Source organism: Streptomyces sp. MMG1533 (assembly GCF_001279775.1).
Taxonomy (GTDB): domain Bacteria; phylum Actinomycetota; class Actinomycetes; order Streptomycetales; family Streptomycetaceae; genus Streptomyces.
Window position 1 is genome coordinate 38,715 of the sequence record NZ_LGDG01000250.1, and the last position, 22,073, is coordinate 60,787.

18 protein-coding genes and 1 pseudogene are annotated in these 22,073 nt (G+C 71.4%); 12 read left to right on the top strand and 7 right to left on the bottom strand.

Translation table 11 applies throughout. From position 1 onward, the window contains the following. Positions 1–55: 55 nt before the first annotated feature. The 6 genes from pdhA (ADK57_RS36015) to ADK57_RS36040 all read left to right on the top strand — a co-directional run bounded on the left by pdhA (ADK57_RS36015) (position 56) and on the right by ADK57_RS36040 (position 6,977). Positions 56–1,192 carry a pyruvate dehydrogenase (acetyl-transferring) E1 component subunit alpha gene (pdhA, locus tag ADK57_RS36015; protein ID WP_053753896.1) on the top strand — a complete coding sequence of 379 codons (1,137 nt, stop codon included), beginning with the start codon at positions 56–58 and terminating at the stop codon, positions 1,190–1,192. Beyond that, on the top strand, positions 1,189–2,193 hold the full coding sequence (locus tag ADK57_RS36020) for an alpha-ketoacid dehydrogenase subunit beta (protein ID WP_053753897.1): 1,005 nt from the start codon (positions 1,189–1,191) through the stop codon (positions 2,191–2,193). The genes pdhA (ADK57_RS36015) and ADK57_RS36020 overlap by 4 nt, the downstream gene beginning before the upstream one ends. Then, positions 2,193–3,530, top strand: coding sequence for a dihydrolipoamide acetyltransferase family protein (locus tag ADK57_RS36025; RefSeq protein WP_078973537.1), 1,338 nt, complete (start codon positions 2,193–2,195; stop codon positions 3,528–3,530). The genes ADK57_RS36020 and ADK57_RS36025 overlap by 1 nt, the downstream gene beginning before the upstream one ends. A 65-nt stretch (positions 3,531–3,595) precedes the next feature. Beyond that, complete coding sequence (locus tag ADK57_RS36030; RefSeq protein WP_053753899.1) at positions 3,596–4,510, top strand: NTP transferase domain-containing protein; 915 nt, start codon at positions 3,596–3,598, stop codon at positions 4,508–4,510. Continuing rightward, positions 4,507–5,883: a molybdopterin molybdotransferase MoeA gene (locus ADK57_RS36035; protein ID WP_053753900.1), complete on the top strand. Its 1,377-nt coding sequence runs from the start codon at positions 4,507–4,509 to the stop codon at positions 5,881–5,883. Before ADK57_RS36030 ends, ADK57_RS36035 begins: the two co-directional genes overlap by 4 nt. After that, positions 5,880–6,977 (top strand): potassium channel family protein, encoded by a 1,098-nt coding sequence (locus ADK57_RS36040; RefSeq protein WP_053753901.1) that lies wholly within the window; start codon positions 5,880–5,882, stop codon positions 6,975–6,977. The genes ADK57_RS36035 and ADK57_RS36040 overlap by 4 nt, the downstream gene beginning before the upstream one ends. An 18-nt stretch (positions 6,978–6,995) precedes the next feature. On the opposite strand, the gene ADK57_RS36045 is transcribed toward ADK57_RS36040, so the two are convergent. Next, complete coding sequence (locus tag ADK57_RS36045; protein ID WP_053753902.1) at positions 6,996–7,844, bottom strand: ABC transporter permease; 849 nt, start codon at positions 7,842–7,844, stop codon at positions 6,996–6,998. Then, a complete protein-coding gene (locus ADK57_RS36050) occupies positions 7,841–8,848 on the bottom strand; it encodes an ATP-binding cassette domain-containing protein (RefSeq protein WP_053753903.1) in 1,008 nt (335 codons plus the stop codon). Before ADK57_RS36050 ends, ADK57_RS36045 begins: the two co-directional genes overlap by 4 nt. A gap of 146 nt (positions 8,849–8,994) precedes the next feature. Here ADK57_RS36050 and ADK57_RS36055 point away from each other — a divergent pair, with 146 nt between their 5' ends. Further along, a complete protein-coding gene (locus tag ADK57_RS36055; RefSeq protein ID WP_053753904.1) occupies positions 8,995–9,975 on the top strand; it encodes an NAD(P)H-quinone oxidoreductase in 981 nt (326 codons plus the stop codon). Between the two features lie 58 nt (positions 9,976–10,033). On the opposite strand, the gene ADK57_RS51680 is transcribed toward ADK57_RS36055, so the two are convergent. Beyond that, the gene (locus ADK57_RS51680) at positions 10,034–10,330 is read right to left on the bottom strand and encodes a hypothetical protein (protein ID WP_053753905.1); all 297 of its coding nucleotides are present in this window, start codon (positions 10,328–10,330) and stop codon (positions 10,034–10,036) included. 471 nt (positions 10,331–10,801) lie between these two features. On the opposite strand from ADK57_RS51680, the gene ADK57_RS36065 reads away from it, so the two are divergent. Further along, positions 10,802–11,344: a bacterial proteasome activator family protein gene (locus tag ADK57_RS36065; protein WP_053753906.1), complete on the top strand. Its 543-nt coding sequence runs from the start codon at positions 10,802–10,804 to the stop codon at positions 11,342–11,344. A gap of 126 nt (positions 11,345–11,470) precedes the next feature. Here ADK57_RS36065 and ADK57_RS36070 read toward each other — a convergent pair whose 3' ends face one another. Then, the gene (locus ADK57_RS36070) at positions 11,471–13,114 is read right to left on the bottom strand and encodes a protein kinase domain-containing protein (RefSeq protein WP_053753907.1); all 1,644 of its coding nucleotides are present in this window, start codon (positions 13,112–13,114) and stop codon (positions 11,471–11,473) included. Between the two features lie 334 nt (positions 13,115–13,448). On the opposite strand from ADK57_RS36070, the gene ADK57_RS36075 reads away from it, so the two are divergent. Next, a complete protein-coding gene (locus ADK57_RS36075; RefSeq protein WP_078973538.1) occupies positions 13,449–15,032 on the top strand; it encodes a protein kinase domain-containing protein in 1,584 nt (527 codons plus the stop codon). Positions 15,033–15,121: 89 nt separating this feature from the next. On the opposite strand, the gene ADK57_RS36080 is transcribed toward ADK57_RS36075, so the two are convergent. Together ADK57_RS36080 and ADK57_RS48275 are read right to left on the bottom strand one after the other, a co-directional pair. Continuing rightward, complete coding sequence (locus ADK57_RS36080) at positions 15,122–16,153, bottom strand: phosphotransferase (protein WP_078973539.1); 1,032 nt, start codon at positions 16,151–16,153, stop codon at positions 15,122–15,124. A gap of 273 nt (positions 16,154–16,426) precedes the next feature. Next, positions 16,427–16,609 (bottom strand): annotated as a pseudogene (locus ADK57_RS48275) (response regulator); the annotation flags it as partial. Positions 16,610–16,972: 363 nt separating this feature from the next. Between ADK57_RS48275 and pdhA (ADK57_RS36095) the strand changes: the two are divergent. Genes pdhA (ADK57_RS36095) through ADK57_RS36105 form a run of 3 tightly spaced genes read left to right on the top strand, consistent with a single transcriptional unit; the run spans position 16,973 to position 20,580 of the window. Beyond that, positions 16,973–18,163, top strand: a complete 1,191-nt coding sequence (pdhA, locus tag ADK57_RS36095) for a pyruvate dehydrogenase (acetyl-transferring) E1 component subunit alpha (protein ID WP_053753911.1) — start codon at positions 16,973–16,975, stop codon at positions 18,161–18,163. Between the two features lie 13 nt (positions 18,164–18,176). Continuing rightward, positions 18,177–19,166, top strand: coding sequence for an alpha-ketoacid dehydrogenase subunit beta (locus ADK57_RS36100; RefSeq protein WP_420711952.1), 990 nt, complete (start codon positions 18,177–18,179; stop codon positions 19,164–19,166). Positions 19,167–19,176: 10 nt separating this feature from the next. Further along, positions 19,177–20,580, top strand: coding sequence for a dihydrolipoamide acetyltransferase family protein (locus ADK57_RS36105; RefSeq protein WP_053753913.1), 1,404 nt, complete (start codon positions 19,177–19,179; stop codon positions 20,578–20,580). 66 nt (positions 20,581–20,646) lie between these two features. Here ADK57_RS36105 and ADK57_RS36110 read toward each other — a convergent pair. Further along, the coding region (locus tag ADK57_RS36110; protein WP_053753914.1) for a PQQ-binding-like beta-propeller repeat protein at positions 20,647–22,073 on the bottom strand (1,427 nt) is incomplete at its 5' end.

Here is a 22,073-nt window from a genome sequence, read left to right on the forward strand (position 1 = left end):
GGCGCGCATCACACCCCTGGCGCGCCTGAAGCCGCTCCCACGAGGAGGTGCCGTCATGACGGTCATGGAGCAGCGGGGCGGGTACAAGCCGACCCCGCCGCCCGCCTGGCAGCCCCGCACGGATCCCGCGCCGCTGCTGCCCGACGCGCGTCCGTACCGCGTCCTCGGCACGGAGGCGGCCGCCCAGGCCGATCCCGGGCTGCTGCGCCGGCTGTACGCCGAACTGGTGCGAGGCCGCCGCTACAACGCACAGGCCACCGCCCTCACCAAGCAGGGCCGCCTGGCGGTCTACCCGTCCAGCACCGGCCAGGAGGCCTGCGAGGTCGCCGCCGCGCTGGTCCTCGAGGAGCGGGACTGGCTCTTCCCCAGCTACCGCGACACCCTCGCCGTCATCGCCCGCGGTGTGGACCCCGTCCAGGCCCTCACCCTCCTGCGCGGCGACTGGCACACCGGCTACGACCCGCGCGAGCACCGCGTCGCCCCCCTGTGCACCCCGCTCGCCACCCAGCTCCCGCACGCCGTCGGCCTCGCGCACGCCGCCCGCCTCAAGGGCGACGACGTGGTCGCGCTGGCGATGGTCGGCGACGGCGGCACCAGCGAGGGCGACTTCCACGAGGCGCTGAACTTCGCCGCCGTCTGGCAGGCCCCGGTCGTCTTCCTCGTCCAGAACAACGGCTTCGCGATCTCCGTCCCGCTCGCCAAGCAGACCGCGGCCCCGTCGCTGGCCCACAAGGCCGTCGGCTACGGCATGCCCGGCCGCCTGGTGGACGGCAACGACGCCGTCGCCGTGCACGAGGTGCTCGCCGACGCCGTACGGCACGCGCGCGAGGGAGGCGGCCCCACCCTGGTCGAGGCCGTCACCTACCGGGTGGAGGCGCACACCAACGCCGACGACGCGACCCGCTACCGCGGCGACGCCGAGGTCGAGACCTGGCGCGGACACGACCCGATCGCCCTCCTGGAGCACGAGCTCGGCGAACGCGGCCTGATCGACGACAGCGGCATCCAGGCAGCCCGCGAGGCCGCCGAGACCATGGCCGCCGACCTGCGCGAGCGCATGAACCAGGACCCGCTCCTGGACCGCATGGACCTGTTCGCCCACGTGTACGCCGAGCCCACCCCGCAGCTGCGCGAGCAGCAGGCCCAGTTGCGTGCCGAGCTGGCGGCGGAACAGGAAGGGGCGCACCGATGACCACCGTCGCCCTCAAACCGGCCACCATGGCGCAGGCCCTCACGCGCGCGATGCGCGATGCCATGGCCGCCGACCCGGCCGTGCACGTCATGGGCGAGGACGTCGGCACCCTCGGTGGTGTCTTCCGGGTCACCGACGGCCTCGCCAAGGAGTTCGGCGAGGACCGCTGCACGGACACCCCGCTGGCCGAGGCCGGCATCCTCGGCACGGCCGTCGGCATGGCGATGTACGGGCTGCGCCCGGTCGTGGAGATGCAGTTCGACGCGTTCGCCTACCCGGCGTTCGAGCAGCTGATCAGCCATGTGTCGAGGATGCGCAACCGCACCCGCGGCACGATGCCGCTCCCGCTCACCATCCGCGTCCCCTACGGCGGCGGCATCGGTGGCGTCGAGCACCACAGCGACTCGTCCGAGGCGTACTACATGGCGACTCCCGGGCTCCATGTCGTCACGCCCGCCACGGTCGCCGACGCCTACGGGCTGCTGCGCGCCGCCATCGCCTCCGACGACCCGGTCGTCTTCCTCGAACCCAAGCGCCTGTACTGGTCCAAGGACTCCTGGAACCCGGACGATCCGCAGACCGTTGAACCGATAGGCCGCGCGGTGGTGCGGCGCTCTGGCCGGAGCGCCACACTCATCACGTACGGGCCGTCCGTGCCCGTCTGCCTCGAAGCCGCCGAGGCGGCCCGGGACGAGGGCTGGGACCTCGAAGTCGTCGACCTGCGCTCCCTGGTGCCGTTCGACGACGAGACGGTCTGCGCCTCGGTACGGCGGACCGGACGAGCGGTCGTCGTACACGAGTCGGGCGGGTTCGGCGGCCCGGGCGGGGAGATCGCGGCCCGTGTCACGGAGCGCTGCTTCCACCATCTGGAGGCGCCGGTGCTGCGCGTGGCCGGGTTCGACATCCCCTACCCGCCGCCGATGCTGGAGCGTCACCACCTGCCCGGCGTGGACCGGATCCTGGACGCCGTGGGGCGTCTGCAATGGGAGGCCGAGGGCTGATGGCACACGCTTCTGAAATGCACAGTCTGGAGTTCAGGCTTCCCGACCTCGGGGAGGGGCTCACCGAAGCGGGAATCGTCCGTTGGCTCGTCGAGGTCGGAGACCTCGTCGCCGTCGACCAGCCGGTCGTCGAGGTCGAGACGGCCAAGGCGATGGTCGAGGTGCCCTGCCCCTACGGCGGTGTCGTCACCGCCCGCTTCGGCGAGGAGGGCACGGAACTGCCCGTCGGGGCTCCGCTGATCACGGTCGCCGTGGGTGCGGCGGCCTCGGGCGGGGAGACCGAGGGCTCGGGGAACGTGCTGGTGGGTTATGGCACCTCTCAGGCGCCCGCGCGCAGGCGCAGGGTGCGGCCGGGGCAGCCGGACCCGGTGCCCGAAGCGGCGAACGGGCAGGGCAGCGCCCCCGAGGTGGCGGACGGCCCGGTCGCGGTGATCTCGCCACTGGTGCGCCGCCTGGCGCGTGAGAACGGCCTCGACCTCAAGGAGCTGAACGGCTCCGGCCCCGACGGGCTGATCCTGCGGGCGGACGTGGAGTACGCGCTGCGGGCCGCAGCGGCCCAGGGGCGTACGACAGCGCCGGCCGCAGAGGCCCACCCGCCCGCGGCGCCGACCACCACCGCCACCCCGGCCCCCTCCGCGGCAACCGCCGGAGCCACCCGCATCCCCCTCAAGGGCATCCGAGGCACCGTCGCCGACAAGCTCTCCCGCAGCCGGCGCGAGATCCCGGACGCCACCTGCTGGGTGGACGCCGACGCCACCGAACTGATGCGGGCGCGGACGGCGATGAACGCGGCGGGCGGGCCGAAGATCTCCCTCCTCGCCCTCCTGGCCCGCATCTGCACCGCCGCCCTGGCCCGCCACCCCGAGCTCAACTCCACCGTCGACATGGAGGCCAGGGAGATAGTCCGGCTGGACGCCGTGCACCTCGGGTTCGCCGCGCAGACCGAGCGGGGACTCGTCGTGCCCGTCGTACGCGACGCGCACACGCGGGACGCCGAGTCGCTCACCGCGGAGTTCGCCAGGCTGACCGAGTCGGCCCGCGTGGGCACCCTCACCCCCCGGGAACTCACCGGCGGCACCTTCACGCTGAACAACTACGGAGTGTTCGGCGTCGACGGCTCCACGCCGATCATCAACCACCCCGAGGCGGCCATGCTCGGCGTCGGCCGCATCGTCCCCAAGCCGTGGGTGCACGAGGGCGAGCTGGCCGTGCGTCAGGTCGTCCAGCTGTCGCTCACCTTCGACCACCGCGTGTGCGACGGCGGCACGGCGGGAGGCTTCCTGCGGTACGTGGCGGACTGCGTGGAACAACCCTCGGTCCTGCTGCGCACACTCTGATCACGCGGTGATTGCGCGGCTTCCCCCGCGTTCCCTGTGATCACGGCGGCACGCATACTCGGGGGGTGACCGTCAGCGAACCGCCCCCCGCCGCCGCGTACGACGCCGTCGTACTCGCCGGCGGTGCCGCCCGGCGGCTCGGGGGTGCCGACAAGCCCGGCGTGCGTGTGGGCGGGCGGGCGCTGCTCGACCGGGTGCTGGCCGCCTGCGCCGACGCGCGCACCACCGTCGTCGTCGCCGATCCCCGGCCGACCGCGCGGCCCGTGACCTGGGCGCGTGAGGACCCGCCCGGCGGCGGGCCGGTGGCCGCACTGGACGCCGGGCTGCGACACACCACGGCCGAGCAGGTCGTCGTACTCTCCGCCGACCTGCCGTTCCTCGGCGAGGCGACGGTACGGCGGCTGCTGACCGCCCTGCGGGCGACCGGCGCCGACGGCGTGCTGCTCACCGACGCCGACGGCCGTGACCAGCCGCTGGTGGCCGCGTACCGCGCGCCCGCACTGCGCCGCGAGCTGACCGCCCTCAGCAGCGGGCAGGGCGGCACTACGGGGCTGGCCCTGCGTAGGCTCACCGCCGGTCTCGACCTCACTCGTGTCCCGGACCCCGTCGCGTCCTTCGACTGCGACACCTGGGACGACATCGCCGCCGCCAGGGCACGTATCAGGGAGCATGGGCACGTGTTGGATGAATGGATTTCCGCAGTCAAGGACGAGCTGGGCATCGACCTCGACGTCGACACCGGTGTGCTGCTCGACCTCGCCCGTGACGCCGCCCACGGTGTGGCGAGGCCCGCGGCACCGCTGACCACCTTCCTCGTCGGCTACGCGGCCGCGCAGGCCGGGGGAGGCCCCGAGGCGGTGGCCGAGGCGTCCCGCAAGGCGGCCGCCCTCGCCCTCCGCTGGGCCGACGAGGACACCGCCGACACCAAGCCGGACGTGGCCCCCGACGCCACGCCCGACACCCGCCCGGACGCCGGATGACCGCCCGCGCCGCCCGGACCGGTGAGGACGCCGAGGACGCCGAGGACTTCGACGTCGAGGAGGTGCTCGCCCTCGTGAAGGAAGGCAACGGCCACATCGCCGGTGATCACGTGCCCGCACCCGCCCCGCAGGCCGGCCGGCCCGACGCGTCCCACCAACCGACCCCCCGCCACCGGGCCACCCCCTGGCCCGAGGCCCGGGCGATCGCGGCCCGCGCGGCCCGCTCCGGGGGCCGCCGCGCTCCCGTCTCCGTCGCCCTCGACGACGCCCTCGGCCTCACCCTGGCCGCCCCCCTCGCCGCCCTCACCGACCTGCCCTCCTTCGACACCTCCGCGATGGACGGCTGGGCGGTCGCCGGTCCCGGCCCCTGGGCCGTACGGGACGAGGGCGTGCTGGCCGGACACGCGGAGCCCGAGCGGCTCACCGACGGCGAGGGCGTCCGGATCGCCACCGGCGCCCGGATTCCCCTCGACACCACCGCCGTCCTGCGCAGCGAGCACGGCCGCACCGACGACAAGGGCCACCTCCACACCACGCGCGAGATCGTGCACGGCCAGGACATCCGCCCGCGCGGACAGGAGTGCCGCAGCGGCGACCAGCTCCTCCCGGCCGGCACCCTCGTCACCCCGGCGGTGCTCGGCCTCGCCGCGGCCGCCGGATACGACACCGTCACCGCCGTGCCCCGTCCCCGCGTCGAAGTCCTCGTCCTGGGCGACGAGTTGCTCACCGAGGGCAAGCCGCACGACGGGCTGATCCGGGACGCGCTCGGCCCCATGCTCCCGCCCTGGCTGCGGGCCCTCGGAGCCGAGGTCACCGCCGTACGCCGGCTCGGCGACGACGCCAAGGCACTCCACAAGGCGATCACCACCTCCGCCGCCGACCTGATCGTCACCACCGGCGGCACCGCCTCCGGCCCCGTCGACCACGTGCACCCCACCCTTCGGCGCATCGGTGCCGAACTCCTGGTCGACGGTGTCAAGGTGCGCCCCGGCCACCCCATGCTGCTGGCCCGCACCAAGGAGAACCAGCACCTCGTCGGCCTGCCCGGAAACCCCCTCGCGGCCGTCTCCGGCCTGCTCACGCTCGCCGAACCGCTGCTGCGCACCCTGGCGGCACGCCCCGCCCCGGAGCCGTACACGCTGCCGCTGCGGGACGAGGCGCACGGGCATCCGCACGACACCCGGCTCATCCCCGTGGTCCTGCGCGGTGACAGTGCCGGGCCGCTGCACTACAACGGCCCGGCGATGCTGCGGGGCATCGCGGCGGCCGACGCTCTCGCCGTCGTACCTCCGGGCGGGGTGCGGCCCGGTCAGGAGACGGAACTGCTCGACCTGCCCTGGGCCACGGCCGGGATCGGGGTGTGTTTCACGTGAAACTTCCGGGCCAGGACGCGATCGCCCGCCAGGCGGACGAACATCTCGTGACCCATCGGGTGCTGCTCCCCCGGAAGGTGGTCGAGCACCCGTTCCGGCAGGTCGCCAAGAGGGTGCTCATGGCCCTGTTCCTGCTCATGGCCACCGCGGTGATCGTCTACGCCGACCACGACGGCTACAACGACAACTCCGACGGCTCCGTCGACTTCCTCGACGCCTGCTATTACGCGACCGTCACCCTCTCCACCACCGGCTACGGCGACATCACCCCGGTCAGTGACGCCGCCCGGCTGACCAACATCTTCGTCATCACGCCGATGCGCGTGCTGTTCCTGATCATCCTGGTCGGCACCACGCTCGAGGTCCTCACCGAACGCACGCGTGAGGAGTGGCGACTCAACCGCTGGAGGTCCACCTTGCGCGACCACACCGTCGTCATCGGCTTCGGCACCAAGGGACGCTCGGCGATCCAGACCGTCTGCGCGACGGGGCTCAAGAAGGAGCAGGTCGTCGTGGTCGACCCCAGCTCCAAGGTGATCGAGGCGGCGACCGCGGACGGGTATGCCGGGGTCGTCGGGGACGCGACGCGCAGCGACGTCCTGATGCGGGCCGAGGTACACCGGGCCCGGAAGATCATCATCGCGACCCAGCGCGACGACACGGCCGTCCTCGTGACGCTGACGGCCCGGCAGCTCAACAAGGGCGCCAAGATCGTGGCCGCGGTGCGGGAGGAGGAGAACGCCCCGCTGCTGAAGCAGTCCGGCGCCGACGCGGTGATCACCAGCGCCAGCGCCGCCGGGCGGCTGCTGGGCCTGTCCGTGCTGAGCCCCGCGGCCGGCATGGTGATGGAGGACCTGATCCAGCAGGGCAGCGGACTCGACATCATCGAACGGCCGGTCATAAAGGCCGAGGTGGGCAAGCGCCCGAAGGAGACGGTCGACCTGGTGGTGAGCGTCGTACGCGGGCACCGGGTGCTCGGATACGACGATGTGGCCGTCGGTACGCTGCAGCTGACGGACCGGCTGATCACGATCGTGCGGGCGACGCCGGGCACGCAGATCGCCCCCGACGTCCGCCCGCTGCCCCAGGACTGATCACAGTGCAGGGTCCGGCTACTTGCGGTTGTACAGCCGCATCGTGATCGGCCCGAAGATAGCCACGAACAGGCCCGCCCAGCCCAGCGCCCAGGCGACCTCGGCGGCCGGCCAGTCGCCCGCCATCAGGCCGCGCACCGCCGACGCCAGATGGGTCACCGGGCTGTTGTTGACGAACGCCTGCAGCCAGCCCGGCATGGTCTTCGGGTCGACGAAGACGTTGGACAGGAAGGTGAGCGGGAAGATCACCATCATGCTGACGCCCATCACGGACTTCTCGGTGCGCAGCAGCAGCCCGAACATCGTCCAGATCCACGAGAACGCGAACGAGAACAGGACCAGCAGCGCGATCCCGGCGAGCACGCCGCCGACCCCGCCGTCCGGGCGGTAGCCGAGGATCATGCCGACCGTGAGCATCACGACGGAGGCGATCGTGTAGCGCAGGGCGTCGCCGAGGAGATAGCCGACCATCACCGAAGGCCGCCAGATCGGCAGGGTGCGGAACCGGTCGAAGACGCCCTTCTCGATGTCGGTGTTGACCGAGACGCCGGTGTACATCGTGATCATCACGACCGACATCACGAGGATGCCCGGCAGCAGGAACTGGATGTACTCCTTCGGGGACCCGGCCAGGGCGCCCCCGAACAGGTACGTGTACATCAGCACCATCATGATCGGGAACGCGGTGACGTCGAAGAGCTGCTCGGGCACGTGCTTGATCTTGAGGATGGCCCGCCAGCCGAAGGTCAGCGAGGCCGACAGGGCGCTCGGGCGCGGCGGCCGCTCACCGGTGACGAGCAGCGCGGCGAGGGATTCGGCGCTGACCGGGGCGAGGTCCTTGCTCTCGGTTGTCGTCGCGGTGCTCATGCCGCCACCTCGCTCGTGGTGTCGTTGGCCTTCGTGTCATGTCCGGTGAGGGCGAGGAAGACCTCGTCCAGGCTGGGCTGGCCCAAGGAGAAGTTGTCGACGACGACCCCGGTGCGGGCCAGTTCGGCGAGCGCGCGGGCCGCCTGCTCGGCCGCGCCCTGCCCGTTCGCCGCCCCGCCCCCGACACGGGCCGTCAGGGCCACCGGATCCGGCTCCAGCTGCACGTCCGCGTCCAGAGCCAGCCGCAGCACCTCCTCGGCCTGCGGCCGCTGCGCGGGATCGCGCAGCCGCAGATGTACCGAACCGGCGCCCACGGACGCCTTCAGCTCGCCCTTGGTGCCCTCGGCGATCACCTTGCCCTGGTCGATGACCGCGATCCGGGACGCCAGCTGATCGGCCTCGTCCAGGTACTGCGTGGTCAGCAGCACGGTGGTGCCCTGGGCGACGACCGCGCGCACGATGTCCCACACCTGGTTGCGGCTGCGCGGGTCGAGACCGGTCGTCGGCTCGTCCAGGAAGAGCAGCTCGGGGGTGTTGAGGATGGAGGCGGCGATGTCGATACGGCGCCGCATGCCGCCGGAGTAGTGCTTGACCTGCTTCCCGGCCGCGTCCGTGAGGCCGAAGGCCTCCAGCAGCTGCGCGGCCCGCTCCCGCGCGGCCTTCTTGTGGTGACCGAGCAGCCGCCCCAGCAGGACCAGGTTCTCGGTGCCGGTGAGGTCCTCGTCCACGGAGGCGTACTGGCCGGTCAGGCTGACCCGGCTGCGGACCTCGTCGGCGTCCCGTACGACGTCGTGCCCGAAGACATGGGCCTCGCCGCCGTCCGGTCGTAGCAGGGTGGCGAGCATCTTCACCGTGGTCGTCTTTCCGGCGCCGTTCGGGCCGAGGACGCCGTAGACCGTGCCGGCCGGCACCGCGAGGTCGACTCCGTCGACGGCCCGTGTCTCGCCGAACGTCTTCACCAGGCCTGCGGTCTCGATGGCCAGGCCGGACGTGTGCTGGCTCATGGGGGTGTCCTTCCGCGTACTCGGGTTACGCATGGGGAGACCTTTACGGTCGCGCAAACTCATCGCCGCCGCACAGGGAATTCTCAGGGGATCGGTCCAAGGACCGACGAGGGTCCGACCGGGGACCGAGGGGTAGCGTCCCCTGCATGCATGCGATCACGATTCCCGAACCTGGTGGGCCCGAGGCGCTGGTGTGGGACGAGGTCCCGGATCCCGTGCCCGGCGAGGGCGAGGTACTGGTCGAGGTGGCGGCCAGCGCCGTCAACCGCGCCGACATACTGCAGCGGCAGGGCTTCTACGACCCGCCGCCCGGCGCCTCCCGCCACCCCGGCCTGGAGTGCTCCGGACGGATCACCGAGGTCGGCCCCGGCGTCTCCGGTTGGAACGTGGGCGACGAGGTGTGCGCACTGCTCGCGGGCGGCGGTTACGCCGAGAAGGTCGCCGTCCCGGCCGGCCAGCTGCTGCCCCTGCCCAAGGGCGTCGACCTCAAGCAGGCCGCGGCGCTCCCCGAGGTGGTGTCCACGGTCTGGTCGAACGTCTTCATGATCGCCCACCTGCGCCCCGGCGAGACCCTGCTCGTGCACGGCGGCTCCAGCGGCATCGGCACCATGGCGATCCAGCTCGCCAAGGCCGTGGGCGCCAAGGTCGCCGTCACGGCGGGCACCGCGGAGAAGCTGGAACGCTGCGCCGAGCTGGGCGCCGACATCCTGGTCAACTACCGCGACCAGGACTTCGTCGAAGAGGTCAAGAAGGCCACTGACGGGGCCGGCGCCGACGTCATCCTCGACAACATGGGCGCCAAGTACCTCGACCGCAACGTCAGGGCCCTCGCCGTCAACGGCCGGCTCGCGATCATCGGCATGCAGGGCGGCATCAAGGGCGAGCTGAACATCGGCATGCTCCTGGGCAAGCGGGCCGCCATCAGCGCGACCTCGCTGCGTGCCCGCCCGCTGGGCGAGAAGGCGGCGATCGTCGCGGCCGTACGCGAGCACGTCTGGCCGCTGATCGACGCCGGTCACGTGCGCCCGATCGTCGACCGCGAGCTCCCGATGAGCGACGCGGCCGCCGCGCACCGGGTCGTGGAGGAGAGCGGCCACATCGGAAAGGTCCTGCTCGTCACGCCGTAGGAGGCCCTCCACGCGGCAGGAGGCAAGAGGCAGGGGGCAGAGAGGCAGGAGGCGCCCTCTACGACACCCTCCGCCGCACCCTGAGTGCCACGAAGGCGAGGCCCAGGCCGAGCCCGACGAGGATCAGCCCGCTGCCGAGCGGCAGGATCGGCAGCCTGGGCTCGGCGGGGCGGGCCACGGTCCCCCTCGCGGGCCGCTGCGGGTGTGCGGGGGGCACGGCAGCGGTCTCGCGCGGCGGTTCCGGTACGGCGGTGGGGTCGCCGTCCGTCCCACTGTCGAGGTCGGTGTCCGCGGCAGCGTCCTCGTCCTCGTCCGCCGCACCCTCGTCCTCCGGCACCGCCGGATCCGTGTCCACCGGTTCCGCCTCCGCCGCCTCGTCCGGCCGCCCGGGCCGCTGGCGCCCCTCACCCGGCCGGCTCCCCGCCCGGGAGGGCTCGGCGGCGGAGGCGGAGGGGGACCGAGAGGGCGAGGCGGAGGCACGTGCGGGACCGGGTGCGGAATCGGAACCGGAATCGGAATCGGATGCGGTATCGGTATCGGATGCGGACGCCGATCCCGATGCCGACGCTGTGGCCGTCGGCGACGACTCGGCGGCGTACGACGACTCACCCCCGTACGCCATCACGACCGCCGCGACGAGCACCCCCGTCACGCGCAGCGATCGCAGCCATGAAGTCACGGACCAAGACTGACATTCACCCGCAATACCGGCATTCCAGGCTGCTCCAGAAGATCGATGGCGAGGCACATGCCCCCGTAAACGGTGGATCAGCCCTTACCGGGGGCACCACGGTGATGAGGTGTACGGGTGCGAGAGAATGGCGGCATGGAGATGCCGAGGAACGAACGGTCGCCGGAGAACCCCCAGATCCTGGTCGTAGGGCAGGACGGAATGGCTCTCGGCGGCGGAGGCGACGAGGACTCCCGCGAGGTTCCCGTGACGGAGATGGTCGAGCAGCCGGCGAAGGTCATGCGGATCGGGAGCATGATCAAGCAGCTGCTCGAAGAGGTGCGCGCGGCTCCCCTGGACGAGGCGAGCCGGGCCCGGCTCAAGGAGATCCACTCCAGCTCGGTGAAGGAGCTGGAGGACGGGCTGGCCCCGGAGCTCGTCGAGGAGCTGGAGCGGCTGTCCCTGCCGTTCGCGGACGAGGCGACCCCGAGCGACGCGGAACTGCGCATCGCGCAGGCCCAGTTGGTCGGCTGGCTGGAAGGGCTCTTCCACGGGATCCAGACCACCTTGTTCGCCCAGCAGATGGCCGCGCGGGCCCAACTGGAGCAGATGCGCCGCGCCCTCCCGCCGGGCGTGGGCGGCCACGAGGAGGGCGACGACCTGCGCACGGGCGGCCGTTCGGGCGGCCCGTACCTGTAAGCCCGGCACCCCGACCACTGACGAAAAGGGCCCGGCAGCCGAAGCTGCCGGGCCCTTTCCTTCACGATTTCACTTCACGATGTCGCTTCACGATTTCACGTCAGGCGTTCGCTTCAGGTGTTCACTTCACGACGCCGGGTTGCCCGTGGAGATGTCGAACTGCATCTCCGGCGGGTTCTTCGGGTCGAAGTCCGTCCCCGCCGTGGGGTACTGCTTCATCACCGTGTCCTCGCCGTAGGTGTTCTCGTCCACGCGGGTCGGGTCGTACTGCCATCCGGCGGCCTGGAGACAGGCGAGGACCGAGTCCCAGTTCTTGAACGTGAAGTCCGGCATCCGCACCTGGTCGGGGTCGTTGTACGACTCCTCCGGCTCCGTGCACTCGGTCTTCTCGATGGTCTTCGACGTGTCCGGCCCGCGGTAGCCCGCCACCTTGGTCGACGTCGACGCGCTGGGGCTGCCGCTGGCGTTCGGGTCGGCGCTTCCGCCGCCGCTGTTCATCATCAGCGCCGCGATCAGCCCGCCGACCGCGACCAGCGAGACCACGATCGAGCCGATGATCACCGGCCTGTTTCCCTTGCCGCCGCCTGAGGACGCCGTCGAGGCGGTCTGGGGCGTGAGGTTGTACGGCGGCGGGGTCGACGGGTGCTGCTGCGGCGCATAGCCGGCCGGGCCCGGCGTCTGGTAGCCGGCCTGCTGCGGATAGCCGTACGCCGGAGAAGGCGCCGGCTGCGGGGTGCCGTACGGATTCGGCGTCGGAGCCTGCTGGTACGGCGTCTGTACGTTGCCCATGGGCCCCGGCGTCGCCTGGTCGACAGGTGGGAACACGGCGGAGCCGACGCCCGCGCCGCTCTGCGTCGGCGCGCCCGGGACGATGCTCGGCGCGGCGGCCTGGAAGGACGCGGCCACCCGCAGGCACTCGTCGCGCATGGCCTCGGCGCTCGGGAAGCGCTCGTTCGGGTTCTTCTTCAGCGCGCGGGCGACCAGCGCGTCCACCGACGGCGGCAGGGCGCGGTTGATCGACGAAGGAGCGACCGGCTCCTCCTGCACGTGCGCGTACGCGATCGCCAGCGGCGAGTCCGCGTCGAACGGCAGCCGGCCGGTGACCAGTTGGAACAGCATGATGCCGACGGAGTAGAGGTCGGAACGGGCGTCGACGCCCCGGCCCAGCGCCTGCTCCGGCGACAGGTACTGCGGGGTGCCGACGACCATGCCGGTCTGCGTCATCGAGGTGACGCCGGACTGCATGGCGCGGGCGATGCCGAAGTCCATCACCTTGATGACGCCGCGCTTGGTCATCATCACGTTGCCCGGCTTGATGTCCCGGTGGACCAGGCCCATCTCGTGGCTGATCTCCAGCGCGGCGAGCACGTCCGCGGTGATCTTCAGCGCCTTGTCGGCGGGCATCGCGCCGTACTGCCGCACGTCCTCGTTCAGCACCGAGCCGAGCGGCCGGCCCTCGACGTACTCCATGACGATGTACGGCATCGTCGAGCCGTCCAGATCGTCCTCGCCCGTGTCGAAGACCGAGACGATATTGGTGTGCGTGAGCTTGGCCACGGCCTGGGCCTCGCGGCGGAAGCGCTCGCGGAAGGCCTGTTCCCGGCCCAGCTCGGTGTGCAGAGTCTTGATCGCGACCTGGCGGTCGAGCACGGCGTCGTACGCGAGGTGCACCGAGGCCATGCCGCCTTCGCCGAGCAAGTCGCGCAGCTGATAGCGGCCGCCGGCGAGCGCCCGCCCCGCGTACCGGCCCTGTGCGCCGTCCTGGCTCATGTCTCTGCGTCCCCCGTAGGCCTTCAGGCGCCGTGCGTGCCATTGATCCAAAGTGCTATTCCCGGCCAAGTCTGCCGGAGGCCACTGACACGTCAAGCGCGGTGCCCGTTCCGTGACCGTACGCGAAAGAAAGGTCGCGCAAGCGTTACAGCGGGCGTACGGCCGGTACACAGAATTTGCACGCCTGCACGTACTACAGGTTTGATGGCCGGTCTGTCGCGGGCCGGTCCCCGGGGTCTTCCCGGACCGGAGGCTTGCGCGGAGGCTGTAGCGTGGCCGACGGAGACCGTAACAACACCGCGCGCACCGCGGGCAGAAACGACGGCGAGGACTGATGGCACAGCAGCAGCGCGCTCAGGGCCCGTCCGACCCCGAGGCGACTGGCGGCGGAATGTCAGACGCGCCGGAAATGTGGGGTAACGGCGGACTGGTCGGGGACGGCCGATATCGGCTGACCCGCAGACTCGGCCGGGGCGGCATGGCCGAGGTGTTCGCGGCCGAGGACGTACGCCTCGGACGCACCGTGGCGGTCAAGCTGCTGCGTGCCGACCTTGCCGAGGACCCCGTCTCCAAGGCCCGCTTCACGCGCGAGGCCCAGTCGGTGGCCGGCCTCAACCACCACGCGATCGTCGCCGTGTACGACTCCGGCGAGGACTTCGTGGGCGGCCAGTCCGTCCCGTACATCGTGATGGAGATCGTCGAGGGGCGCACGATCCGCGACCTGCTCCTCAACGCCGAGGCGCCCGGCCCCGAGCAGGCCCTGATCATCGTCTCCGGGGTCCTGGAGGCGCTCGCCTACTCGCACCAGCACGGCATCGTGCACCGCGACATCAAGCCGGCCAACGTCATCATCACGCACAGCGGCGCCGTGAAGGTGATGGACTTCGGCATCGCCCGCGCCCTGCACGGCGCGCAGTCGACCATGACGCAGACCGGCATGGTCATGGGCACCCCGCAGTACCTCTCCCCGGAGCAGGCCCTCGGCAAGGCCGTCGACCACCGCTCCGACCTGTACGCGACGGGCTGCCTGCTCTACGAACTCCTCGCGCTGCGCCCGCCGTTCACCGGCGAGACCCCGCTGTCGGTCGTCTACCAGCACGTCCAGGACATCCCGACGCCTCCGTCCGAGGTCTCCGACGCGGTCCCGCCGGAGCTCGACGGCCTTGTCATGCGCTCGCTGGCCAAGGAGCCGGACGACCGTTTCCAGACGGCCGAGGAGATGCGCGGGCTGATCCAGTACGGCCTGCAGATGCTGTACGAGCAGGGCGGCCACACCGGCACCTGGAACACCGGGCCCGTCGACATGCACGACGGCCGCCACACCCCGGCGGCGGGCATGGCGGGCATGGCCGGCACGGCCGTGCTGCCGCACCCCGGCGGCGACTCCTCCGGCACCACGCAGATCCCGCAGCCGATCCTGCCCAACCGCTACGGCGGCGGGGACGACGGCGGCTTCGAGGGACACGGCAACCGGAGCGGCGGCCGCGGCAAGCTGTGGATCCTCGCCGTGCTCGCGGTGATCGCCATCGCGGCGGGCGTCGCACTCGCGCTCAACGGCGGTGACGGGAACGGCGGGGGCGCGGACACCACGAAGTCGCCGACCACCTCGCAGACCACCGACGATCAGACGGCCAGCGAGTCGCCGACCGAAGAGCCCACCGAAGAGCCCACCGACACGTCCACGGACGACGGCACCAACACCGGCGGCTCGGGCTACACGCCGTCGTACACGCCCTCGTACACGCCGTCGCAGTCGGCCACCCAGCAGCCGACGGACGAGCCGACGGACGAACCGACGACCACCGAGCCGACGGACGAGCCGACGACCACCGAGCCGACGGACGAGCCGACGACTTCGGACCCGACGGGCGAGACCGTCGGGGGCGTCACGGGCAACGGCGGAACCACCGGGGGCTGATCTGAGGCCGACCGCAGCGGCATCCACGCGCGCGTGCACCCGGAAACGGGCTGTACGCGCGCGTGCCGGTTTGCGGCCCTCTCGGGGCCTCAGTCCGCGAACGCGTCGCACACCGTGTCGTACTCCCGCGTCCACCACACCGCGAGCGCCGAGGCCGCCGGGAACTGGGGGTCGGCTCGGGTGTCGCCGCGTTCGTAGTGCCAGCGCAGCATCCAGAAGTCGTTGAGGCGCTCCCACCACACGCGGTGCACGGCCGCCGCGAGTTCGGAGGGCGTGGCGCCGGTCGTACGCCGGTACGCGCGCGCGTAGGCCCGTACCTTCGGCAGGTCGAGTGCCCCCGCGGGCCGTACGAAGAAGATCGCGGCGGCGCGTACGGCCTCCTCCGCTCGGGGCTTCACGCCGAGCCGGTCCCAGTCGACGATCGCGGCGGGGGCGTCCCCCCTGTAGAGCAGGTTGAACGGGTGGAAGTCGCCGTGCACCCAGCCCACCGAACCGCCGCGCCGCGGACGCCGGTCGGCGTGCTGTTCCAGGAGCGCGCGCCGCTCCAGGAGACGGTGCCGGGCCAGTTCGTCGAAGGAGTCCGCGGGGCGGTGGCGGCGTACGTGGACGAGCAGGTCGTCGATGAGGGCGAAGGTGTCGGCGGGGTCGGGGCTGTCGGCCGGTCCCGCCGGCTCCGGTGCCTCGGACGACTCCCCGCGCGCCCGCGCGTACGTCCGCATCACGCTCTCCAGGCTCGCGTGCACGATCCCCAGGAGCGCCCCGAGCCGTCCGCACTGGGCGGTGGTGAGCTGGCCGCCGTGGCGGTGCCTGCCGTCGATCCAGGGGTGCAGTGCGTAGGCGTGGCCGCCGACGACCGCGACCGTACGCCCGTCGCGGCCGGGCAGCGGGGGTGCGACCGGGACGCCCAGGGCGGCGAGGGACTCGGTCGCCCGGTGCTGGCGGGCGATCGCGGCGGGGGCGGCGGTCTCGGGGTCGAAGTGGTGCTTGAGGAAGTAGCGGCCGCGGGTCGTCCAGAGCCGGTAACCGCGGTTGAGTAGCCCCTGGTCGACGGGCTCGCAGGTGAGGGCGGACCCGGCGGCGTACTGGCGGAGGAGGGCGCCCAGCGGGGGCGCGTGGGGCACGAGGGGTGGTACACAAGAGTGCGGCACGCTGCCAGATGCTAGGGCACAATTCAGGCCCCTGAGCTGGGAGTTGTCACAGAAAGTCGCTTTCGATCACGGGATGTGCTCGAAGTGGCTTTCCAGACCGTCGCCGGTCGAGTGGACGGTGCCGGACCGCGGCTCGACCCACCGGAGCCGTACGCGACCACGCTCACGGCGCCCGCCCGGTGGTACCCGTGGTTCCCGGAGATGAGAGCGCGCCGGAGGGCAGGTCCCCAAGCCCCTCCGGGCGCCCCCGCTGCCGTCCGGGACCCGTACGTCGAGCACCGCGACGTCGGGCCGGGTGGCCGGAATCCCTACCAGCGCGTCGGCCGCCGTACCGGCCTCGCCGGCCGCCTCCATGTCCGCCCCGACCGACAGGAGCTCGTGGACGCCGCGCCGGACGGCCTCCTGGTCGTCGATGAGAAATACCCTGATTTTTCAGTCTTCGCGCACGCGGTCGGTGTCACACACGCCCCTGAGGTCCGCCCCAGGGAGACTCTTCCCGTGAGCTGGGTCACCGAGATAACGTGCCGTTGTTCCGGCCCCCTGCAAGGCTGTGACCAGGAACTGTTCCCGATTTCGCGGTTTTACTTGGAAATCCAAGCAAAAACGCAGGTCAGAAGGGGTTTCACAGAAATGTGGAGCACTGGGTAACGTGCCTACTGCAGGGCGCTCGCCGGGGCACCTGTCACGCCTGTTCCCGAACGAGCCGCACCCACCCCGTGCGTCCGGAGGGCCACAGGTGAGCCGCACTGGCACCCGGCGAACCCGGGTAGCCGGACCGACGGAGGAGCACACGTGACCGTGGAGAGCACTGCCGCGCGCACACCGCGACGCAGCGCAGGTACGACCGGTACGAAAAGCACGGCCGGCAAGCGCCCGACCGCAAAGAAATCGCCAAGCGGCGAGCCCGAGCTCGTCCAGCTGCTGACGCCCGAGGGCAAGCGCGTCAAGAACTCCGAGTACGACAAGTTCGTCGCCGGCATCACCCCCGACGAGCTCCGCGGCCTGTACCGCGACATGGTGCTCACCCGCCGCTTCGACGCCGAGGCCACCTCCCTGCAGCGCCAGGGCGAGCTGGGCCTGTGGGCGTCGCTGCTCGGCCAGGAGGCCGCCCAGATCGGCTCCGGCCGGGCCCTGCGGGACGACGACTACGTCTTCCCCACCTACCGCGAGCACGGCGTCGCCTGGTGCCGCGGGGTGGACCCCGCCAACCTGCTCGGCATGTTCCGCGGCGTGAACAACGGCGGCTGGGACCCGAACGGCAACAACTTCCACCTCTACACGATCGTCATCGGCTCGCAGACCCTGCACGCCACCGGCTACGCGATGGGCGTGGCCAAGGACGGCGCGGACTCGGCGGTCATCGCCTACTTCGGCGACGGCGCCTCCAGCCAGGGTGACGTCGCGGAGTCCTTCACCTTCTCCGCGGTCTACAACGCGCCCGTGGTGTTCTTCTGCCAGAACAACCAGTGGGCGATCTCCGAGCCCACCGAGAAGCAGACCCGCGTCCCGCTCTACCAGCGCGCACAGGGCTACGGCTTCCCGGGCGTCCGCGTCGACGGCAACGACGTCCTCGCGTGCCTGGCCGTCACCAAGTGGGCGCTGGAGCGCGCCCGCAGCGGCGAGGGCCCGACGCTCGTCGAGGCGTACACGTACCGGATGGGCGCCCACACCACCTCCGACGACCCCACCCGCTACCGCCACGACGACGAGCGGGCCGCCTGGGAGGCGAAGGACCCGATCCTGCGCCTTCGCCGTTTCCTGGAGGCCTCAAACCACGCGGACGAGGGATTTTTCGCGGAACTGGAAGCCGAGAGCGAGGCGTTGGGCAGGCGAGTGCGCGAAGCGGTCCGTTCCATGCCGGACCCGGACCACTTCGCCATCTTCGAGCACGCGTACGCGGACGGGCATGCGCTGGTGGACGAGGAGCGGGCGCAGTTCGCCGCCTACCAGGCGTCGTTCGCCGAGGCAGAGGGGGGCAACTGAGATGGCCGAGACGATGACTTCCACGACAGTCAAGAACATGGCCCTGGCGAAGGCGATCAACGAATCGCTGCGCACGGCCCTGGACGCGGACCCCAAGGTCCTCATCATGGGCGAGGACGTCGGCAAGCTCGGCGGCGTCTTCCGCGTGACGGACGGACTGCAGAAGGACTTCGGTGAGAGCCGGGTCATCGACACCCCCCTCGCCGAGTCCGGCATCGTGGGCACGGCGATCGGTCTCGCCCTGCGCGGCTACCGCCCGGTGGTGGAGATCCAGTTCGACGGCTTCGTCTTCCCGGCGTACGACCAGATCGTCACGCAGCTGGCGAAGATGCACGCGCGCTCGCTGGGCAAGGTCAAGATGCCGGTGGTCGTCCGTATCCCGTACGGCGGCGGCATCGGCGCGGTGGAGCACCACTCGGAGTCCCCGGAGGCGCTGTTCGCCCATGTGGCGGGCCTGAAGGTGGTCTCCCCGTCGAACCCGTCGGACGCCTACTGGATGATGCAGCAGGCCATCCAGAGCGACGACCCGGTGATCTTCTTCGAGCCCAAGCGCCGCTACTGGGACAAGGGCGAGGTGAACACGGAGGCGATCCCCGGCCCGTTGCACAAGGCGCAGGTCGTCCGCGAGGGCACCGACCTGACCCTCGCCGCCTACGGCCCGATGGTGAAGCTCTGCAAGGAGGTCGCCGACGCGGCCGCCGAGGAGGGCAAGTCCCTGGAGGTCCTGGACCTGCGCTCGGTGTCCCCACTGGACTTCGACTCGATCCAGAGCTCGGTGGAGAAGACCCGCCGCCTGGTGGTGGTCCACGAGGCACCGGTGTTCTTCGGCTCGGGCGCGGAGATCGCCGCCCGGATCACCGAGCGCTGCTTCTACCACCTGGAAGCCCCGGTGCTGCGGGTCGGCGGCTATCACGCCCCGTATCCGCCGGCCCGTCTGGAGGAGGAGTACCTGCCGGGTCTGGACCGGGTACTCGACGCCGTCGACCGTGCCCTGGCGTACTGAGGAGAGGGTCGTGACGACGATGACGGAAGCGTCCGTACGCGAGTTCAAGATGCCGGACGTGGGCGAGGGGCTCACCGAGGCCGAGATCCTCAAGTGGTACGTCCAGCCCGGCGACACGGTCACCGACGGCCAGGTGGTGTGCGAGGTCGAGACGGCGAAGGCGGCGGTGGAACTGCCGATCCCGTACGACGGAGTCGTACGGGAACTGCACTTCGCCGAGGGCACCACGGTCGACGTGGGCACGTCGATCATCGCGGTCGACGTGTCGGGTGGGGGCACGGCTCCTGTGGAGGCGCCGGAACCTGCCCAAGCGAAGGCCGAGGAGCCCAAGTCGGCGGGCTCGGGCCGCCAGCCGGTCCTGGTGGGCTACGGCGTGGCGGCCTCCTCCACCAAGCGCCGCCCCCGCAAGGGCCCGGAGATCCCGGCCCAGGAGGCGTCGACGGCGATCCAGACGGAGCTGAACGGGCACAGTTCTGCCGCGTCTGCTGCGCCACCGCAGCAGCGGCCCCTCGCCAAGCCCCCGGTGCGCAAGCTGGCGAAGGACCTGGGCGTGGATCTGGCGACGGTGGTCCCGTCCGGCCCGGACGGCATCATCACCCGTGAGGACGTGCACGCGGCGGTGGCGACGCCTCCGGCGCCCGAGCCGGTGACGCAGGCTCCGGCAGCGGCCCCCGCGCCGGCCCCTGTCGCGACGTACGACACCACCCGCGAGACCCGCGTCCCGGTGAAGGGCGTCCGCAAGGCGACGGCCGCGGCGATGGTCGGCTCGGCCTTCACCGCCCCGCATGTCACGGAGTTCGTGACGGTCGACGTGACCCGCACGATGAAGCTGGTCGAGGAGATCAAGCGGGCCCCCGAGAAGCACGGGATGCAGGGTCTGCGGGTCAACCCGCTGCTGCTGGTCGCCAAGGCCCTGCTGGTCGCGATCAGGCGCAACCCGGACGTCAACGCGTCCTGGGACGAGGCCAACCAGGAGATCGTGCTCAAGCACTACGTCAACCTGGGCATCGCGGCCGCGACCCCGCGCGGTCTGATCGTCCCGAACATCAAGGACGCCCACGCCAAGACCCTGCCGCAGCTGGCGGAGTCCCTGGGCGAGCTGGTGTCGACGGCGAGGGAAGGCAAGACGTCCCCCGCCGCCATGCAGGGCGGCACCGTGACCATCACCAACGTCGGCGTCTTCGGCGTCGACACCGGCACGCCGATCCTCAACCCGGGCGAGTCCGCGATCCTCGCGATCGGCGCGATCAGGCTCCAGCCCTGGGTCCACAAGGGCAAGGTGAAGCCCCGCCAGGTCACGACCCTGGCCCTGTCCTTCGACCACCGCCTGGTGGACGGGGAGTTGGGCTCCAAGGTCCTGGCGGACGTGGCGGCGATCCTGGAACAGCCGAAGCGGTTGATCACCTGGGCGTAGCGGGAGGGGCCGCACACCCCTGTCGGGTGGGCGGCCCCTGTCGCTCTACGCCACTTTCAGCGTCCCTCACCAGGTCGTGTACGCCATCGTCATGGGGTCGGCGTCGGGGTCGTCTTCGAAGTAGCCGCTGATGCTGTGCAGGAAGAGGCGGCCGTTCTCGTAGAGCATGGGGTTCTTGGCGTCCGGGGCGATCATCGAGTGGAGCAGGCTGTTGACGCCGAGTTCGTTGGGCGTCTCCAGCAACTTGGTGGACTTTCCGGTGCCGGTGCCGGTGCCGGTGCCGGTGCCGGGGTCGAGGCGCAGGACGCGGGCCGGTGTCGTGGGCTCGGCCTCCTGGATGGCGATGAGGGCGTCGCCGTCGGCGTGGAGGGGGACCCAGGTCGATTCGTCCGCGGCCTCGAAGGTGCGGGTGGGCTTGCCGGTGGTCAGGTCGAAGGCGGTGATGTGGTTGGGGTCGGTGTAGTTGTGGGGGTCGCTGCCGAGGTAGGCGGTGTGGCCGGCGACGACCGTGGCGTTGCAGGTGCCGGATTCGCCGCAGCCGGCGACGTAGTCGTCCCCGAGTTCGATGGTGGACTGCACCTTGCCCTGGTCGGAGACGGTCACCAGCTGTTCCGCGTCGAGGCCGTCCTCGCTCTGGACGAGGCCGAGCACCAGCGGGTCGCTGGAGACGAGGAAGGCTCCCCTGGCCTTCGGCACCTCGTACTTCCAGGTCGCCTCTCCGGTCTTCTGGTCGCGTTCCCCGATGCGGAAGCGCATGCCCGAGGAGGTCTCGCAGTACGAGAGGGTCAGCAACTGCCGTCCGCCCAGGTGTTCCTCCTGGGTGCACCCCTTCGCCGGGGCGTCCCACACCGGCGTACCGCCGGCCACCTGGAACGCGGCCGATCCGCCGGGCCAGCCCGCCGCGGCGACCGTGTCGCTGATGGCGACGTTCAGGCCGAGGCCGAGGCTGATGCTCTCGTCCTCGATCGGCTTCTCCCACACCTTGGTGCCCTTGTTCACGTCGATCACCGCGAAGCGTGAGCACTTGCTCTTCTGCGAGTCCTTCGTCGCGTGGAACACGACGGCGACCAGGCCGCTTTCGGTGATGTCCCGGGAGGCTCCGCACAGGCCGCCGGACAGGTCGACCGTCCAGGCCGGCTTGCCCGTCGCCACGTCGTAGCCGGTGACGGCGTTCTTCGCGCCGGAGGCGAAGTAGCGGGACGTGACCCAGGCACCGGGCGTCTGGACGTACTCGTCCCCGACCACCTCGGGCGGGGCCACCTGGAACAGTTCCGTGCCCTTGGTAGTGGTGGGCTTCGGCGACGCCGACACGGTCCCGTCGCCGCCGCCCTTGCCCTGTACGGGATCGGGGCCGTCCTCGCCGCCCACCAGAGCGAAGGTGCCGCCGCCGATCACCAGGAGGGCGGCGAGGACGGAGCCGACGATGACGGCGACCCGACGCCGCCCGCCACCGGGGCCCGTCGGGGCCGGGGAATGCAGGGGCGGTTGGGGGT

What these genes read in the sequence shown, in the direction of transcription:
- ADK57_RS36045 (WP_053753902.1), bottom strand. Translation starts at nt 7,844, where the DNA reads ATGAGCACCGCGACGACAACCGAGAGCAAGGACCTCGCCCCGGTCAGC.
- ADK57_RS36050 (WP_053753903.1), bottom strand. Translation starts at nt 8,848, where the DNA reads ATGAGCCAGCACACGTCCGGCCTGGCCATCGAGACCGCAGGCCTGGTG.
- ADK57_RS36070 (WP_053753907.1), bottom strand. Translation starts at nt 13,114, where the DNA reads ATGAGCCAGGACGGCGCACAGGGCCGGTACGCGGGGCGGGCGCTCGCC.
- ADK57_RS36035 (WP_053753900.1), top strand. Translation starts at nt 4,507, where the DNA reads ATGACCGCCCGCGCCGCCCGGACCGGTGAGGACGCCGAGGACGCCGAG.
- ADK57_RS36075 (WP_078973538.1), top strand. Translation starts at nt 13,449, where the DNA reads ATGGCACAGCAGCAGCGCGCTCAGGGCCCGTCCGACCCCGAGGCGACT.
- ADK57_RS36025 (WP_078973537.1), top strand. Translation starts at nt 2,193, where the DNA reads ATGGCACACGCTTCTGAAATGCACAGTCTGGAGTTCAGGCTTCCCGAC.
- ADK57_RS36020 (WP_053753897.1), top strand. Translation starts at nt 1,189, where the DNA reads ATGACCACCGTCGCCCTCAAACCGGCCACCATGGCGCAGGCCCTCACG.
- pdhA (WP_053753896.1), top strand. Translation starts at nt 56, where the DNA reads ATGACGGTCATGGAGCAGCGGGGCGGGTACAAGCCGACCCCGCCGCCC.
- ADK57_RS36055 (WP_053753904.1), top strand. Translation starts at nt 8,995, where the DNA reads ATGCATGCGATCACGATTCCCGAACCTGGTGGGCCCGAGGCGCTGGTG.
- ADK57_RS36100 (WP_420711952.1), top strand. Translation starts at nt 18,177, where the DNA reads ATGACTTCCACGACAGTCAAGAACATGGCCCTGGCGAAGGCGATCAAC.
- ADK57_RS36065 (WP_053753906.1), top strand. Translation starts at nt 10,802, where the DNA reads ATGGAGATGCCGAGGAACGAACGGTCGCCGGAGAACCCCCAGATCCTG.